This is a genomic window from Bacillus sp. RC252 (genome assembly GCF_044909215.1).
In the GTDB taxonomy this organism is placed as follows: Bacteria; Bacillota; Bacilli; order Bacillales; family Bacillaceae_G; genus Bacillus_A; species Bacillus_A mycoides.
In genome coordinates, this window is sequence record NZ_JBIYDV010000013.1 from 1 (window position 1) to 15,706 (window position 15,706).

The 15,706-nt window shown below is 35.2% G+C and carries 16 protein-coding genes, 2 other RNA genes and 1 riboswitch; of the genes, 3 read left to right on the top strand and 15 right to left on the bottom strand.

The genetic code is table 11. The features are described from left to right. Positions 1-107: 107 nt before the first annotated feature. The 3 genes from ABH960_RS18365 to ABH960_RS18375 are packed head-to-tail and all read right to left on the bottom strand — an operon-like array spanning position 108 to position 2,041. Complete coding sequence (locus ABH960_RS18365) at positions 108-494, bottom strand: DUF350 domain-containing protein (protein ID WP_002117799.1); 387 nt, start codon at positions 492-494, stop codon at positions 108-110. Beyond that, positions 491-1,726 carry a glutathionylspermidine synthase family protein gene (locus ABH960_RS18370; RefSeq protein ID WP_404447361.1) on the bottom strand — a complete coding sequence of 412 codons (1,236 nt, stop codon included), beginning with the start codon at positions 1,724-1,726 and terminating at the stop codon, positions 491-493. The genes ABH960_RS18365 and ABH960_RS18370 overlap by 4 nt, the downstream gene beginning before the upstream one ends. A 3-nt stretch (positions 1,727-1,729) precedes the next feature. Further along, a complete protein-coding gene (locus ABH960_RS18375) occupies positions 1,730-2,041 on the bottom strand; it encodes a hypothetical protein (RefSeq protein ID WP_113937080.1) in 312 nt (103 codons plus the stop codon). An 83-nt stretch (positions 2,042-2,124) separates the two neighbouring features. Between ABH960_RS18375 and ABH960_RS18380 the strand changes: the two genes are divergently transcribed. Then, positions 2,125-2,574 carry a hypothetical protein gene (locus tag ABH960_RS18380; protein ID WP_404447364.1) on the top strand — a complete coding sequence of 150 codons (450 nt, stop codon included), beginning with the start codon at positions 2,125-2,127 and terminating at the stop codon, positions 2,572-2,574. Between the two features lie 55 nt (positions 2,575-2,629). Here ABH960_RS18380 and ssrS (ABH960_RS18385) read toward each other — a convergent pair. The 5 genes from ssrS (ABH960_RS18385) to ABH960_RS18405 form a co-directional block, all read right to left on the bottom strand. Continuing rightward, positions 2,630-2,813: non-coding RNA, 6S RNA (gene ssrS / locus ABH960_RS18385), on the bottom strand. Positions 2,814-2,834: 21 nt separating this feature from the next. Beyond that, a non-coding RNA gene (ssrS, locus tag ABH960_RS18390) (6S RNA) lies at positions 2,835-3,017 on the bottom strand. 116 nt (positions 3,018-3,133) lie between these two features. After that, complete coding sequence (locus tag ABH960_RS18395) at positions 3,134-3,967, bottom strand: sulfurtransferase (RefSeq protein WP_242309099.1); 834 nt, start codon at positions 3,965-3,967, stop codon at positions 3,134-3,136. Between the two features lie 2 nt (positions 3,968-3,969). Then, positions 3,970-4,242, bottom strand: coding sequence for a YpbS family protein (locus ABH960_RS18400; RefSeq protein ID WP_113937077.1), 273 nt, complete (start codon positions 4,240-4,242; stop codon positions 3,970-3,972). Positions 4,243-4,263: 21 nt separating this feature from the next. Continuing rightward, complete coding sequence (locus ABH960_RS18405; RefSeq protein WP_404447368.1) at positions 4,264-4,731, bottom strand: GNAT family N-acetyltransferase; 468 nt, start codon at positions 4,729-4,731, stop codon at positions 4,264-4,266. Positions 4,732-4,802: 71 nt separating this feature from the next. On the opposite strand from ABH960_RS18405, the gene ABH960_RS18410 reads away from it, so the two are divergent. After that, positions 4,803-5,057, top strand: coding sequence for a DUF3931 domain-containing protein (locus ABH960_RS18410; RefSeq protein WP_000369740.1), 255 nt, complete (start codon positions 4,803-4,805; stop codon positions 5,055-5,057). Positions 5,058-5,060: 3 nt separating this feature from the next. On the opposite strand, the gene ABH960_RS18415 is transcribed toward ABH960_RS18410, so the two are convergent. Then, positions 5,061-8,720, bottom strand: a complete 3,660-nt coding sequence (locus tag ABH960_RS18415) for a dynamin family protein (protein WP_404447373.1) — start codon at positions 8,718-8,720, stop codon at positions 5,061-5,063. A 218-nt stretch (positions 8,721-8,938) separates the two neighbouring features. Beyond that, positions 8,939-9,094, bottom strand: a complete 156-nt coding sequence (locus ABH960_RS18420; protein WP_002011935.1) for a hypothetical protein — start codon at positions 9,092-9,094, stop codon at positions 8,939-8,941. Between the two features lie 203 nt (positions 9,095-9,297). On the opposite strand from ABH960_RS18420, the gene ABH960_RS18425 reads away from it, so the two are divergent. After that, positions 9,298-10,461, top strand: a complete 1,164-nt coding sequence (locus ABH960_RS18425; RefSeq protein WP_404447376.1) for a DUF418 domain-containing protein — start codon at positions 9,298-9,300, stop codon at positions 10,459-10,461. 14 nt (positions 10,462-10,475) lie between these two features. Here ABH960_RS18425 and pbuX read toward each other — a convergent pair whose 3' ends face one another. From pbuX to ypwA, 5 genes are all read right to left on the bottom strand, one after another. Then, positions 10,476-11,798 (bottom strand): xanthine permease PbuX, encoded by a 1,323-nt coding sequence (gene pbuX, locus ABH960_RS18430; RefSeq protein ID WP_404447378.1) that lies wholly within the window; start codon positions 11,796-11,798, stop codon positions 10,476-10,478. Between the two features lie 2 nt (positions 11,799-11,800). After that, positions 11,801-12,394, bottom strand: a complete 594-nt coding sequence (locus ABH960_RS18435; protein WP_002086571.1) for a xanthine phosphoribosyltransferase — start codon at positions 12,392-12,394, stop codon at positions 11,801-11,803. Between the two features lie 107 nt (positions 12,395-12,501). Continuing rightward, positions 12,502-12,603: riboswitch (purine riboswitch) on the bottom strand. A 116-nt stretch (positions 12,604-12,719) separates the two neighbouring features. Then, positions 12,720-13,466, bottom strand: coding sequence for a type I methionyl aminopeptidase (locus tag ABH960_RS18440; RefSeq protein ID WP_016101466.1), 747 nt, complete (start codon positions 13,464-13,466; stop codon positions 12,720-12,722). A 154-nt stretch (positions 13,467-13,620) separates the two neighbouring features. Next, the gene (locus ABH960_RS18445) at positions 13,621-14,094 is read right to left on the bottom strand and encodes a GNAT family N-acetyltransferase (RefSeq protein ID WP_404447383.1); all 474 of its coding nucleotides are present in this window, start codon (positions 14,092-14,094) and stop codon (positions 13,621-13,623) included. A 48-nt stretch (positions 14,095-14,142) separates the two neighbouring features. Next, a complete protein-coding gene (ypwA, locus tag ABH960_RS18450; RefSeq protein WP_404447386.1) occupies positions 14,143-15,660 on the bottom strand; it encodes a carboxypeptidase in 1,518 nt (505 codons plus the stop codon). Positions 15,661-15,706 lie beyond the last annotated feature (46 nt).

Consider the following 15,706-nt stretch of genomic DNA (forward strand, 5'->3'; position numbering starts at 1 on the left):
TTCAAGAAAAATTAAACCACCTATCCCCTAAAGAATTTAGGGAACAGATGGTTTAGGTGTTTTGATATGTGTCCCGTTTTCGGGGTTCACTTCAAAATGTAAGGGTTTTAATATGTTACACAACCAGCAATTACAATTCCGATGGAAAGTGATAAAAACATAAGGAAAAGACCAACTGCTTGATTATCTTCTTCAAGGCTTTTATTAATATTAAAACGTGGTGTAAGCCATTCCGCTAAATAAAAGACAATAATTTGAGCTAATATCCCAACAGCCCCCCATGAAACCATATCAAGAATTGAAATAGAATTAGCAGCCGTTGAATATAAAACGATAGCAAGGCCAAGTAGTCTTCCTCCAAGTACATAGCTTACCGCTTTATTTCCTTGAGCCATTAACTTAAATTCCTTAACTTTCGTTGTCACTTCCATAAGAAAAAGACCGATACATAAAAGTGCAAGTGATACTGCTAAATATAGTAAAAAATTAATCATTTATTTTCCTCCTTCTTAATACCTACCGGTAAATAATACGATTCATTTCCCGTAATTTTTTCTCCAGCACGTATACCGATGCTACTCGCTTTTCCAGCAATTAAAAACGCCCCAAACACGTACGAAAGCTTCTCAATTCCTTTTTCAGTTTCCAAAAATACAACTGGAAGATCTGTATATTTCTGAAATATAGGAAGTGATGATTTATACGTTTCATGTGCATTTCGAATCATAACATTCGTATCCTTATCACGAATCGTAATCGTGTCACCTTCTCTACCGAACGAAGGTTTTTGAACGAAAGGACTTTTCCCAAAAAATAAATCTGGCTCTAAATATGTAGGAAGCATATATTCTTTAATCCACTTTTGTTCCTCACTTGTGTAAAAAGCACCTTCTTCTGCTAATCCCCAAATAAGACATTGAATTGATTTTGGCTGAAGTAAAAAGGCTGACAAAGGATTTATAATACAAAGCTTTCCTTCTTTTACAAGTTGCAAGAGTTCCACTCCCACCAAATCCCCCGTTTCGGGATCTTGATCTTCAATCAAGTCTTCAATTGGATATGTTTGGCGATATAAAATATCAATTGGTACACCATCTCTATCTACTAAAGCATCGGCTGTAATTCTAAGTTCTGTCATTGGCATTACTTTATTTTCAACATGACATAACCCACTCAAATACATAGTCGTATTCCAATCTTCTATATGTTCATGATGAGCTGTGAAAACAACATTTGGATCTTCCATTCCTTTTGCAAACTCCATTACGGCTTTTGTAATACCAGAAGAAAGTAAGCGCTCTTGATTTGCATTTGGATTATCATATCCTAATTCTTCACAAACTTTTCCATTCATTTGAAAGCATTCCACAATAAAAGTCGGAGTGTCACTATTAAACTCAAGCATTTTAATACGATTATCATCTGTTAAAGCAAAATCAAATCGTGAAATAACAGATTCAGGATACATTCTTTTCAGTCTAATAAAAGGCAAGCTTGCAGTTGGAAAACCGAGTTCAAGAAGCTGTTCATTAGATAAATTCCGAAGAATTCTAGCAGTCTTAAAAAATATTTTCCCCATTCTTTCAGTTGCTACTTGTAATTGTTTCATCGTTTGCTCTGTTATCGGGAAAACATGAAACAAACTATATTCACATTCATATAAATCCGACCAGAAATGAGGATAATTCGAATAAAATTCTTTTCGTTTCTTTATGTATTGCGACATATTTTAACCTCCAAATCCACCTTTTGAACCGCTTCCAATTCCACCTTTAAATTCGGCCGAAGATTGATAAGTTTTAAACTCTGATGAATTTTTGAAGGCGGATTTATTTTGATAGTATGTACCACCATAAAAGTAATGTCCACGATAACCTGAACTACTATCATCACACTGCCAAACACCAAGCTCATCATCCCAATCCCAATCAGAACAACTATTATCATTCGGTTCAGGGGGAATATCTTGCGCGCAGCCAAATAAAGTGCCCGTCATTAAAGATGTTAGGACACCACCTACTAGCCATTTCGTTTTTGTCACCTTTGCACTCCCCTTTTAAAATTATATTTCTATTATATAAGATACCATGATAAAGTAGAAGAAAAAGGAAGGAGAGGGATAAAATGAGATTGGAATATCGGCTCAATGATGAAACTAACGGGTATCCGGCTTTATGGAACTACACAAATATTTCTAATTCTGAAATTGTCGCGCGCATGACTTGTGAATATTTTACAAAAGATAGAAATACATATGTCGTTACTGCAACTTCAGTAGATCCAGACGGGACAGCAGTGTTATATATACAAAAAGAAGTTTTTTTCAACGACCCTTCAGATCCTACATACTCGCACATAGGTTTTGAAATTAGGGAACTAAAGGAAACAAGCTCAATTATGATAGAAAGTAAAGATGTTTGGAATTACGAGGATATCTTACCCTCTCTCCATTCAGATATTATATATATTCAACAGGATGGAATACATTTGGAATTCACCCTAGATTCAAGAGAAATTGATGAAGACCGCAAGTGCTATATTTATTATGGGAACTTTACAGGTAAATCGAGATAACATGAGCATATATATTCAACAAAAAAACCTTACGTATAAAACGTAAGGTTTTTTATATAGTCCCACATATGCCGTTATCTATAGATGTCCATAAACCTGCTCTCACAGGTGGATGTTCTCACAAATGTTTGTAACTTCCTTCTTAAAAAGATGGCCTGCTATCTACATTTAAATATTGAACTTCCATATTATACTTATTGGTTTAAGACATACACAAGCTACGTACACCGTAGGAATTTTATATACTATTAGTTGAAATAAGACCCCCGCAAGTGCCGTCTCTCGTAAATGTCCAAAAACCCGCTACTCGCAGGTGGATGCCCTCACAGTTACCGTATATCTTCCTCCACAAGGAAGGCTTGATAATGGTCACTAAATATTGAGCTTCCGTAAAACTAACATCGGTTTTAGACATAAATAAGTTACGCACACCGCAGGATGTATTATTTACTTGTCGTTATATTATCACATTGTTTCCAATGTGTAAAATATAATATTTTTGAAGCAATCTCTTGCTTGTGACCTTATTTTAATACAAATTATTTTTGCATGCAAGTGATTAATCTTCTTCTTTTGCAATTTGATTTTCTGGATAAGAAATCCAATCACTCCAGCTACCTGTATACAACTTAACATTTTGAAAACCAGCTAATGTTAATGCAACTATGTTCGGACACGCTGTAACACCAGAACCACAATATACGATTGTTTCCTTCTCTTTATCAAGATTTTGGAAACGCCCTTGCTGTTCCTCTTCGTTTTTAAAGTGTCCCGATTCTAAAATCCCATCTTTCCAAAAATAGTTTACTGCCGTCGGAATATGCCCTGCCTTCGAATCAACGAGCTCTTCCGCACCAGCATAACGTTTTGGTTCCCTAGAATCAATTAATGTCATATTTGCACCTGCACGAATTTTCCCTCTCACATCTTCCATCGTTACAAGCATATTTTCTTGTATTTCCGGTATAAAAGGTTTTCGTGCAATAACTGGGATATTCGGCGTTGTGTGTAATCCATTCTCTTTCCAAGCTGGAAATCCACCGTCTAATATATACACTTTCTCATGTCCTACATAGTTTAATAACCACCATAAACGAGAAGCCATTGCACCAGCTTGACTGTCATACGCAATCACTGTCGTATGTTCATCAATCCCGGCCTGTGAAAGCTTGTCTGCAAACTCCTCAATATTTGGCAACGGATGGCGGCCACCATGTTCTGCTACAGGACTTGATAAATCTAAATTTAAATCAAAATATAACGCATGAGGAATATGTTCTTCCTCATACTTCTCTCTACCCCAATTAGGATTCGCTAAATCAAATCGACAATCGATTATACGGACATTCTCATCTTCTATATGCTCACGTAACCATTCGACTGTAACAACCATCTTTAACGACCTTCTTTCTCTTGCAAACGACCTACATACTCCATAACCATATCTTTTGTAACAAGTTTACGCTGCAGTGCAACACCATTTTTTGCAAGCTCATTAATTTGCTTTGTTACAACATTAATGACATCAACCGAAAATTCTTTCCCATTTGACGCAAGAGATACGGCTGCTTCAATAGCTGCTTCACGCTGCGCATCTAATTGTAAACATGCTTTTACACTTTCATTTTGTTTACGAGAATGTGCTGTAATTGCTTTATGTACTTCCATCTTCTCTTCCCCCTAAATAAGTTATACGTTCTTATTCAATTCCATTGCAAGCCGAATCATATCACGACATACAATCCCATTTTCAATAATCTCTTCTTCATAATGCTTTGAAAAGTAATCAAAATCAATAGAAAAAATACGAAATCCACATTTTTGATATAAAGCAAGTTGTGAAACACTAGAATTGCCTGTACCAACTTCAAGTTTTGACATACCATATCCTTTAGCAGTTTCTATGGCATGACTTAATAGCTTCTTTCCAATCCCTTTTCCTTGCAAATGCTCTACAACCGCAACGTTCATAATTTCCATCGTCTTCGGCCTTGTTTCCAAAAGAACATATACACCGATAACACTCTCCTCTTGCTTAGCTACATATGTTAAGCCTCTTTGTGTATATGCATCAATTTGGCTTTCACTTGGATCAGCAAGAAGTAATAAAGATTTCGGTATAGCTTCTTTCGAAATACGCTCTATGACAACAGACATAAAAATTCCCCCTCCTCTATTGTTCTAAACCCCCCTTGTCTACCATAGATAATAGAAAGGAGGGATTCACCATGGACAACAATGAGAAAAAATGCAACGTCATCTCTATTGATGGAAAGAAAAAGAAGAGCGACACATATTCCTATCCAAAATTAGTAGTAGAAAACAAAACGTATGAGTTTTCTTCATTCGTCTTATGCGGTGAAACACCAGACGGCAGACGCTTAGTTCTTACCCATATGATTTCTACTGATGAGTTTGCAGGGTTTGTAAAATCTTTAGATACTGTACTACAAAAGAAAATTGAACGAATCTTTTTTTCATAACAGCTATTTAATATAAATTTCTTTTTCAATTTCTACTAACTGCTTTTGTAGCTCTTCTTTACTTTGTTCGTATAGTGATACATCAATTGTTTCAGCTAAAGCGAATAATATACTTTCATAATAATTCTCAACATCTTGCTGCATCACTTTTTGGAATAGGTTCCATTTTGCATCCCACTCTTGCTTATAATGATGAACGAATAAATCTTCTTCATCAACTACATAGTTTGATACGAAAGGTTCTAACACTCCTTTAGCGTCTTCTTGCATAAAAGCTTTATCATTTTTTTCAAAAAAGCTTTTCTCATTTTTAAAATGTGCTAGTGCCTTTTTAAAATCTTTTATTTCTATTGAAGGAAACGGCTCTTTATGTGTAATAATTTTATATTCATAATCCACTGTTCCACCCATAGAAATCGATTCATTTTCCACTTTGCAATTCACAACAATTTCATCCTTTGCACGCTTCATCGCTTCATCTATCCATTTTTCAAGACGTAATGATGTCGCACGCATTTCTTGTAATAAATCATGTTGAATAAATGAAACTAATTCCATTACACATTGCTGCAACTGCATTTTCACATTCCCATCTGTTCGTAACGACGCCGGATTAATAAATTCAGTAAACACATCGTTATAGCGTAAAAATAGACGTTGGTGTACATAATAAAGCAATTCTTTCACTTCATTTTGCATTGCTTGCTCTTCAGCAAGTACACTATATGATGAAATAATATGAAGTAGCTGATTACGCTCTGCTTCATATTTTTTTGTTTGCTTCTCTTTCTCATCATTTCCCTGCTTTGCGCCATTTATCATATTTACAAGAAGCTGATTCGCTCCTTGCAATGCACCATATAAAGCATGCACAGATACAAGCATTAAATCCCTCATCATAAAGGACGTAAATGATTCTTCAAACTTAGTAATCCCGGAGTTTTGTAAAATACCATACTTTTCTTTATCAATACTTTTCCCTTGCTTTTCTTCAAGCGCACATAAACTTGAAATTGCAAATAAACGTGGATTTCTAATACCGTATTGCAGGAGCTGATCAGCAATATAACCTTTTACCATTTCAAGTTCTTCTTCAGATTGTGCTAAATCGGCAGCATTTATTAAGAAGAACATTTTATCAAGTGCAAATGTATCCTTTACACGACCGAGCTGAATTAAAAATTCACGATCTGCACGAGAGAAAACATGATTATAGTATGTTACGAATAAAATAGCATCTGCGTTTTTAATATACTGGAATGCAACATCCGTATGGCGCGCGTTAATAGAATCCGCCCCTGGTGTATCTACAAGAGCTACTCCTTGCCTTGTTAAAGCACAATCATAATAAAGCTCCATATACTCAACAAAGCATGATTTTTCTTCATTAGCTACATAATCAGAGAACTCCTCTAACGTAACTTGTAATTGTTCCCCTAAATGATTAGCAACTGCCTCATATCCTTTTTGTACCGCTCGCAAAAAGCTAAATGTTGTTTTTTGCTTCCCACTTGGTGAAGGGTATTTCATAATTTGATCAATTTTCGTTAACGCTTCTTCCAATGTAGCAATTTCATAGTGAAACATTTTATAAACAGCTTTCATATCTTCTAACAGCGCTTGCTCTGATTTAAACTGGACAATTACCGTTCCATGTTGTTTATCTTCTGTAACTGGCAAAATTTGATTTATTGTTGCTGTCGTTGGGTTTGGCGATACAGGAAGTACCTTTTCACCGAGCAATGCGTTAGCAAATGATGATTTCCCAGCACTAAAAGCTCCAAATAACGCTACTGTAAATTGCTTCGTTTCTACACGCTGTCTTTTGCCAACTACCTCTTGCTGTAGATGTTTCAGTGTAGGCAATGGATCTAATATCGTTTCAGCTTTCTTCACTTTTTCTAATATACGCTGAATATTTAAAGCTTTCGTTCCTTTAATCTCTTCTTCACTAGCCGCTACGTTATCATTTACAATTTCTTGCTCTTGTAGTGTAAACTTCTCACTAACAACTTGTTTTTTACTTTGTAATATTTCGTCTATTTGCAATCCATCTGGTATAGAAATATTTTCATTCCAAATATCTCCTAAATAGCTCTCATATTCCTCATACGTCTTAATGTACTGTAATTTTGTTTCTTTTGCTGTTTGTAACATCGTGTATTTTTCAATTTCTTCTTCAATACGTGCAACTTCTATCTTCACTTTCTTCTGCAATATACCCGTACTTTTTCCAAAGATTTGCTGAGATTTCATAAAGTATCTTTTCTTTAACTCATTTGCAACGTCAGCAGTATAAAGAAGTAAGTAATCACCGGTAAATCCAGCCCCCTGTTTAATTGTTTCAGCCAACACTTCCGGTCCGAAAGCAATTTCTAACGCATATATGTCTTTCCCTATTTCCTCTGTAAATAACCCTTCTTCTTTTAAGAAGGCTACAATAAATTCTTTCACATGAAAATCAAGTTGCGTTTCAACAGTCTTTTGAAGAGCAGAATAAAAAGCATCTACACGTCTCTGTTTTTCTTGCTCCGTCTTTCCTTTCGCAAATAACAAGCCAACTTTAAACTTCGTTAATTTCGTTTCTAAATATTTATTTGCCAATTCTCTCATTTCAAATGGCATTAAATACGCGTTATCTAATATGGCTTGTAAACCTTTTATAAATTCATTTCTCACATCAGATTCTTTACTAGCCACCCGATTTTTATTTTCAGTTAACTCTTCCTTTTTTTCAACTATCTCTGAAAGTGACAGTGGTGATGTTAATTCTTCTTCATATTTCATGAGATGTTTTTCATTTTCAGAAAGAATAAACGAACAATGTTCTTGCAGTAAATATTCTGTTTCTCGCTCCATTCCCTTTCTTACATACTGCTCTTTTTCTTTCATGATAGAAAAGATTAATGCTTCTAAACTTTGAATTTCATTGTATGGATGATTCATCATTCGCAATGATGTATAAAAAATACCATCTACTTCAATATCCCAGTTAGAAAACGACTGTTTTACACTACCTCTATACTCTTCAAACGATAACTCATTTGCTTTATGTTTATCTATTTGGTTTACAACGAGATAAACCGTTTTATTACGTTCTTTCAATTCTTTAACAAATTGTAAGTTAACCTCTGATTGGACATGGTTATAATCCATCATATAGAAAATAACATCTGCAAGATGGAGTGTTGATTCTGTTGCTAATTGGTGAGCATCATCTGTAGAATCAATTCCCGGCGTATCAACTAACATAACCCCATCAGGAATTGGCGCATCATTTCGATAAATATGAACACCAATTACTTCATCACCGTCTTTACATATTTGTTTTAATTCTTCTGCTGAATATGCGCCGTCATATTCATACTGTTCTCCAGACTTAATCGTTACAACAACACGATCAGATCCTCTTTCAATTTTAACAACGTTAGCACTCGTTGGAATCGGACTTGTCGGTAATAATTGCGCTTTATATAGGTGATTCATCATTGTCGATTTCCCCGCAGAAAAATGACCACAAAAAGCTAGCATAAGCTGCTCTTGTTTATATTTTTGAATCACTTCAAACAACTTCAAACTATTCTCTACATCACCGTTTTTTTGCCACTCTTCATAAAAACAAACAAGTTTTTTCATACCGTTTGTCTGTACTATGTTCGTCATCCCCTTGTTCCCCTTTATCCAAGATGTATATACTTTATCCCGCTATTTGTGGGCAGTAAAAACCCGTTTCGTACGGGATAGTAATCAGTGAGGGATAGACCTCCCCGCTGATTAAAGTTTCACTTTATTATCATACTAAATTTTCAGCATATTCACATCAAAAATAAAAAATCCCTTTCATTCTTTTTACAAATGAAAGGGATTTTATGTAATATTATTCATTTTGTTGTTCCTACTCCATTTAATACATACTTTGTAACACCAACATATATAGCAATCGTTCCTGCAACAAGTGCATATACCATATTAACACACCAACCTTTTTTGATAATGATTATCACTTTTGAATACATTTTATCATTAAAGAGAATCATTATCAACAAATTTATAAAAAAAGAAAGCTCCTTCGGGAAAAGGAGCTTTACTGCCTGTTTTAAAGAAGTTTAAAACTTGCTGTGCACTCTTATTATATCTCATAATACACATCTTAGCAGTTTTAAAAATTGGAAATTACCTATATACCCTCCTCTTTACATTTTGTATAATAAAAGGGAATTACTTAACAAGGAGGAAAATAATGACACAAAATATTTCACAAGGCGAGAGGATACATTCCATCGATATTATTAGAGGAATAGCTGTACTAGGTATTTTTCTTGTTAACTGGCCTGTTATCGCTGGGATTGATTCTCGAGACATTTCCGGCGTTTATGATGGATTAGACAGCTATATTCGCTTGTTTTATGACATGTTTATTCAAACAAAATTTTATACTATTTTTTCATTTTTATTCGGATTAGGTTTTTATATCTTTATGAGTCGTGCTGAGGCGAAAACAGATCATCCGAAAACTTTATTTGTTCGCCGCTTGCTCATTTTATTATTATTTGGGTTCTTGCATTACGTTCTTTTATGGGACGGGGACATTTTACATAGTTATGCAATCGCTGGATTTTTCTTATTGTTATTTTATAAGAGAGAACCTCGTACTATTTTGATTTGGGCATTAGTTTTACTAAGCATTTTTCAATTTTTAATGCTAATTACTAGCATTGGAATTGCCTTAATGCCAAGAGATGAGCTAGGACTCTCCTTACCAATCATGCCATTAGAGGACTGGATGTTACAAATACAAAATCGTTTCCATGCGTTTTATTCTGAAGCAATTGGGCTAAGTGCATTCATGCTTCCAGAAACAGTTGGATTATTTTTGCTTGGTTTATATGCTGGCAAAAAAGATATTTTCCGCCGCTCAAAAGAATTAGATCCAAAGCTTAAAAAATGGCAAATCATTATGTTCGTTTTAACATTACCAATGTGGTTCTTTATGGTTCGTTATTTCTTGTCAAAACAACCTTATGATCCGATTTACATGAGTGCCTTTACAATGTTTAGCGGAAAAACATTATTCATCTTCTACATTTTCACACTCATGCGTTTATTACAAAAAGAAAGATGGCAAACATTATTACGCCCATTCCAATATGTCGGACGAATGGCGTTAACAAATTACATCACGCATACGATTGTTACGTTACTTGTATTCGGCCTATTTTTCAAAAAGTATTATCCCGCTCCATTATGGGTGGGACCACTATTTTGCATCGGCTTTTATACGTTACAAATCTTTATTAGCCGCTGGTGGCTTTCACGTTACCAATATGGGCCACTTGAATACATTTGGCGCCTTGGTACGTACGGTAAGATGATGCCACTTAAAAAGAAAAGCAAGGTCTCATAATGAGACCTTGCTTTTTACGCTTCTCTTACTGCACTTTGCATAGAGACTGGTTCTTCTTTTACTTTTACTTTGCGATGCGGCACCATATTAAATACGATATTTAAAAGTACTGCTGACGCACTTCCAAGTACAATTCCGTTATCTGTTAAAATACGGATGTTTTCCGGAAGCTGTGAAAATAACGTTGGAACAACTGTAACTCCAAGTCCGATTCCGACAGAACATGCGACAATTAATAAATTTTCTTGTTTTCCAAAATCAACACTGCTTAACATTTTAATACCATATGCCATAACCATGCCGAACATTGCTAGCATTGCACCGCCAAGTACTGATTTCGGAATAATTGTTGTAATGGCTGCGATTTTAGGAATAAACCCAAGAGCAATTAACATACCACCACAAGTATAGATAATGACGCGATTTCTTACTCCAGTTAATTGAACAAGTCCTACGTTTTGAGAATATGTTGTGTATGGAAATGCGTTAAAAATACCACCTAGAACCATTGCCAATCCTTCTGCGCGATAACCTTTTGTTAATTCTTTTTCACCGATCTTCTTATTACAAATATCAGATAATGCAAAATATACCCCTGTTGCTTCCACAATTCCTACGCAAGCAACGAGAATCATCGTAATAATTGGCGTTAATTCAAATGTTGGTGTACCGAAGTAAAACGGCTGAATACCGTGGAACCAATCTGCCTCTCCAACCGCTTGCAAGCTTACTTTCCCCATAAATGCTGCGACGATTGTACCGAACAAAAGACCAAGTAATATAGAGATTGAACGGATAAATCCATCAAAGAAACGATACATAATAATGATAAATAATAAAACACCAAATGCTAACGCTAAATTTTCTAGACTTCCGAAATCTTTACTTCCAACTCCTCCAGCCATATCATTAATAGCTGCTGGAACAAGTGTAACCCCAATAACTGTAACGACAGATCCTGTTACAACAGGAGGAAACAGTTTTACAAGCCTCCCAAATAATTTCGCGAAAATAACAACAAATAATCCCGCAGCAATAATTGCTCCATATATAGAGGACACGCCGTATTGTTTACCAATTGCAATCATCGGTCCAACCGCTGTAAATGTACAACCAAGTACAACCGGAAGCCCAATACCGAAAAAGCGATTTGATAATGCTTGTAAAATCGTTGCTACGCCGCACATTAATAAGTCAATCGATACTAAATACGTTAATTCTTGTTGATTTAAACCAAGTCCCCCGCCGACAATAAGAGGAACAATAATTGCGCCAGCGTACATGGCAAGCATGTGCTGAATACCAAGCGATGCGATTTTAAATGGGTGCTGCTTCATCGTTAGTTCACCTCCGCAGTTTCTTGCTGTACAAATGTAACTGTGCCGTTATCAAGTGATGCAATTTCTGCTAGTGATTCAACACGAACACCCTGTTCACGCAGCTTCTTTCCTCCATCTTGAAATGCTTTTTCAATAACAATGCCAATTCCCGCAATACTTGCCCCGGCTTGCTCTACTAAACTCATTAAACCTAAAGCAGCCTGACCATTTGCTAAAAAGTCATCAATAATTAATACATGATCATTTTCATCAATATGATTTCGAGATAATGAAATCTCGTTCGTTTCTTGTTTTGTAAATGAATATACGTTTGCAACATACATATTATCTTGTAACGTTAACGATTTACGCTTTCTTGCAAAAACTACTTTTACACCAAGCTCTAAAGCAGCCATAACCGCTGGCGCAATGCCTGAAGATTCAATCGTCACGATTTTTGTAATGTTCTCTTCTTTAAAACGCTTAGCAAATTCTTTTCCGATTTCTTGCATAAGTACTGGATCAATTTGATGATTTAAAAATGCATCTACCTTTAATACATCACCAGATAAAACCTTTCCTTCGTTCAAAATCTTTTCTTGTAATACTTTCATGTTAGTTCCTCCTCTTATGCAAATAAAAAACTCCAAAAGCCGCCACCACTCGTTACAAGTGAGAGACGTGCTTTTGGAGTTTCGCAAAAAAGAATGCTAAACAAGCAAATATATTCGTCCTCACTCATAGTCAAAGTATTTACGGTACTTCGGTAGAAACTTGCAGGCCATATCCCCGCGATTATATGAGTGTAGCTAACTTATTTATTTATAGAAGGATTATAACGCACTTTTTTCACTTTGAAAAGCATTTATCGAAAAAACACGTACGAATTTTATGAAAATACCATTTTTGTTCGAGTTTTTCAAACTTTCACATTTCATATTACAACGTCGTTAATATGATAGGACCATCCTTCGTAATCGCAATTGTATGCTCATACTGTGCAGATAATTTCCCATCCATCGTCCGTGCAGTCCATCCGTTTAAATCTACTTTAGAATATCGCATACCGGCATTTACAATAGGTTCAATTGTAATTACCATTCCTTCTTGTAATTCTGGTCCTTGCCTTGGCTTACCAAAATGAAAAATTGCTGGTTCCTCATGAATTTCTTTACCAATTCCGTGTCCCGTAAAGTCTCTTGCAACAGAAAACCCTTCAGAGGCTACATAACTTTCAATTGCGTATCCAATATCTCCAACATGGTTACCACTTATTGCTTGCTCAATCCCTTTATATAAAGCACTCTCTGCTACTAACAATAACCTTTTTGCTTCATCAGAAATATCTCCAACTATATACGTCCATGCAGAATCCGAAAGCGCACCATTTAAGTTTACTACCATGTCAATTGTCACAATATCTCCTTCACTTAAAGGAACATCTGTTGGAAACCCATGACACATTTCATTGTTCACAGATGCACATATTGCGTATGGATAATCGTTATACCCTTTCTGTTCGGATCTGGCACCATGCTCTTCTAAATATGCTTCAACAAACGTATCAATTTCTTGTGTAGTGATACCTGGTTTCATCATTTTTGCAATTTCTCTATGACAAGAAGCTAGTAACTTCCCCGATTCATGCATCAAATCTATTTCATTTTTCGTTTTAATTATAATCATACTACCTCTCCTTACTAAACTTGCTATTTGCTACTAAACTTCAATCATACACATCCTCTTCCAAAATTTCAAAACTTCTAATTACAACAAGTACAAAAACAAACATCATTTATTTCTACATCAAAATAAAAAAACAGAAGCTCTCCTCTGTTTTTTAATCATTTTCACATATATAATTCATTTTCAAAAACTCAAAACAACTACCATTTGTTTTCTGTATAAACGTTCCAACAGCTTCGAATCCTGCTCTTTTATACACTTTAATCGCTCTTTCATTAAATGTCGCTACTGATAGTGTTATATAATTGCATCCGTATTTTTCTTTACTAAAATCTAATCCAGCTTTTACGAACTGTAAACCTAATCCATTGTCTGTTATATCAGGTCTCATTCCAAGTCCTATATCAACTGTTTGATTATTTATGTTACTAAAACTAAAGAAACCAATGAGAGTACCATTTTCCTTCACAGAAAATGTATGATTCCCTCTACTCTCATCCTCTAAAAACTCAGCTAAATCTTCTTCATCTGCCTCTATATCATAAAAGGAATACTCCCCTTCATAATGCCAGTTGTATGCAATTTCTTCTGCTTCCGCTTGCGACATTACTGTAAACATATAGCCCATTTCTCTCACTCCCTCATAAAAAAAAGCTGCAATTAAGCAGCTCCTGTTTTATAACTCATAAATCTCTTTATATTTAGCTTCTAAATAATCAGCTAAGTAGTTTGCATTTAAACCTTCACCTGTCACATCTTTTAAAATTTCAAGTGGTTTTTTCGTTTTGCCATATTGGTGAATATTCTCTGTTAACCATTCACGAATTGGTGTCACGTTTCCTTCTTCTAATAATGCATCAAAGTTTGGAATATCCTTTAGCATCCTATGTTTAAATTGCGCTGCATACATATAACCAAGCGCATAAGATGGGAAGTATCCAAATGAACCACCAGCCCAGTGAACATCTTGCAATACACCTTGTGCATCGTTTTCCGGACGAATTCCTAAATATGCTTCCATCTTATCATTCCAAGCCGCTGGCAAATCCTTCACTTGTAATGTACCATCAAATAATTCTTTCTCAAGTTCATAACGAACCATGACGTGAAGCGGATATGTAAGCTCATCTGCTTCTATACGAATAAACGATGGCTTCGATTCGTTAATCGCATCATAAAACTCATCTACTGATATATCATTGAATTGACCATCGCTATACTCTTTTAATAAATCATAATTTTTCTTCCAGAATGATTTATTACGACCGATAAAGTTCTCAAAGAATAATGATTGTGACTCATGAATACCCATAGAAGTTCCACTACATAGCGGTGTACCTTCAAATTTCTCTGCAATATTTTGTTCATATACAGCATGACCACATTCATGAATCGTGCCGAAAACAGCCATACGGAAGTCTTTCTCATCGTAACGAGTCGTAATACGAACATCCCCTCTATTTAATGTAATTTCAAAAGGATGTACCGTTTCATCAAGACGACCCGCTTCAAAGTTATAGTTCAATTGTTTTAATAACTCTAAAGTAAAATTCTTTTGTTTTTCTTTTGAAAAATGTTCAGCTAAAGCATTTGTTTTTAACTCTTTTTTAGACTCAGAAATTTCTTTCACAAGCGGAACGATACGTTCACGTAGTTGACCAAATACATGATCTAACACTTCTACTGTGATTCCCGGCTCATACATGTCTAATAGCGTGTTATATTTGTACGTTTCGTAACCCCAATATGTAATAAACTTCTTTTTGAATTCAACAATTTTTTCTAAATACGGACGGAACATTTCGAAGTCAGATTTTTCGCGAGCTTCTTCCCATACACTTTCCGCTTTCGCTTCTAATTTCACATACGCTTCATATTCCGCTTGTGGAATTTTCTTATTTCTATCATATTCTTTACGACACTCTTCAACCATTTTCTTTGTCGTTTCAGAAAGTTTATTTTCAATAATTAAAGATTCTAGTTCAGTTAAATAGTTCCCCATCTCATCTGAAGTCGACATCGCAAACACTTCGGATGAAAGCATTCCAATTACTTCTGAACGCTGGTCTACTCCTTGCTTTGGTGCACCTGTTCTTAAATCCCAAAACATTAAGCTTAATGCCTCTCCGTAATTCTCTATCTTCTTCACATATGTTAAAAATTGTTTTTCCACTTCATATGTAGCAACTGTCATAGTATAAAAAACCTCCTTTTTCTACCTCAAACTTATTTCGACACTG

Bases quoted from the DNA above. Each gene is read 5' to 3' on its own strand.
- ypwA (WP_404447386.1), bottom strand. From the start codon at position 15,660: ATGACAGTTGCTACATATGAAGTGGAAAAACAATTTTTAACATATGTG.
- ABH960_RS18410 (WP_000369740.1), top strand. From the start codon at position 4,803: ATGGACAACAATGAGAAAAAATGCAACGTCATCTCTATTGATGGAAAG.
- ABH960_RS18445 (WP_404447383.1), bottom strand. From the start codon at position 14,094: ATGGGCTATATGTTTACAGTAATGTCGCAAGCGGAAGCAGAAGAAATT.
- ABH960_RS18435 (WP_002086571.1), bottom strand. From the start codon at position 12,394: ATGAAAGTATTACAAGAAAAGATTTTGAACGAAGGAAAGGTTTTATCT.
- ABH960_RS18365 (WP_002117799.1), bottom strand. From the start codon at position 494: ATGATTAATTTTTTACTATATTTAGCAGTATCACTTGCACTTTTATGT.
- ABH960_RS18415 (WP_404447373.1), bottom strand. From the start codon at position 8,720: ATGACGAACATAGTACAGACAAACGGTATGAAAAAACTTGTTTGTTTT.
- ABH960_RS18370 (WP_404447361.1), bottom strand. From the start codon at position 1,726: ATGTCGCAATACATAAAGAAACGAAAAGAATTTTATTCGAATTATCCT.
- ABH960_RS18440 (WP_016101466.1), bottom strand. From the start codon at position 13,466: ATGATTATAATTAAAACGAAAAATGAAATAGATTTGATGCATGAATCG.
- ABH960_RS18405 (WP_404447368.1), bottom strand. From the start codon at position 4,731: ATGTCTGTTGTCATAGAGCGTATTTCGAAAGAAGCTATACCGAAATCT.
- ABH960_RS18425 (WP_404447376.1), top strand. From the start codon at position 9,298: ATGACACAAAATATTTCACAAGGCGAGAGGATACATTCCATCGATATT.
- pbuX (WP_404447378.1), bottom strand. From the start codon at position 11,798: ATGAAGCAGCACCCATTTAAAATCGCATCGCTTGGTATTCAGCACATG.
- ABH960_RS18380 (WP_404447364.1), top strand. From the start codon at position 2,125: ATGAGATTGGAATATCGGCTCAATGATGAAACTAACGGGTATCCGGCT.
- ABH960_RS18400 (WP_113937077.1), bottom strand. From the start codon at position 4,242: ATGGAAGTACATAAAGCAATTACAGCACATTCTCGTAAACAAAATGAA.
- ABH960_RS18420 (WP_002011935.1), bottom strand. From the start codon at position 9,094: ATGATTCTCTTTAATGATAAAATGTATTCAAAAGTGATAATCATTATC.
- ABH960_RS18395 (WP_242309099.1), bottom strand. From the start codon at position 3,967: ATGGTTGTTACAGTCGAATGGTTACGTGAGCATATAGAAGATGAGAAT.